Source organism: Clostridium amazonense (assembly GCF_056431285.1).
This window is the reverse complement of the sequence record NZ_JBWKMH010000032.1, coordinates 456-1,049: the sequence shown is the minus strand read 5'-3', so window position 1 is coordinate 1,049 and position 594 is coordinate 456. Positions and strand designations below refer to the sequence as shown.

Annotated in this window: 2 tRNA genes; both read right to left on the bottom strand. The window is 39.1% G+C overall.

Annotated features, from left to right (window positions below):
• Positions 1–417 precede the first annotated feature (417 nt).
• Positions 418–494, bottom strand: a tRNA-Ile gene (locus AC07E4_RS14400).
• Positions 495–499: 5 nt separating this feature from the next.
• A tRNA-Ala gene (locus tag AC07E4_RS14395) sits at positions 500–575 on the bottom strand.
• Positions 576–594 lie beyond the last annotated feature (19 nt).

Sequence of the window (594 nt, the reverse complement as noted above, 5' to 3'; positions counted from 1 at the left end):
TTCCCCATTCGGAAATCTTTGGATCACAGGCTATGTGCGCCTACCCAAAGCTTATCGCAGCTTATCACGTCCTTCATCGGCTCCTAGTGCCAAGGCATTCACCCTGCGCCCTTTGTAGCTTGACCTTAAAACTTCTTATAAACTTCGTATTACGTCGTCAATTCAATTATTCTTCGGTACTCACTTATATAAATAAGCTCCGTTCCTCGATAATTGATTTCCTAATACTACTCGTTTCTAAGAACTTTTATCCATTCAGTCTATTACAAATTCGCATAAAATAAATCTATTTTAAGGTTTTTAAACTTTCGTTTAATATTTGTCTTGACGAAATTGTTATTTCTTTAAAATTTAAAGGTTTAACAACTTTATTATCACTGTGCAATTTTCAAAGAACAATGTACTATTTAAAGTACTTGGTGGGTCTAAATGGACTCGAACCATCGACCTCACGCTTATCAGGCGTGCGCTCTAACCAGCTGAGCTATAGACCCTTATATGGTGGAGATAAAGAGATTCGAACTCTTGACCCCCTGCGTGCAAGGCAGGTGCTCTCCCAACTGAGCTATACCCCCATACAGGAACATTTAGTCC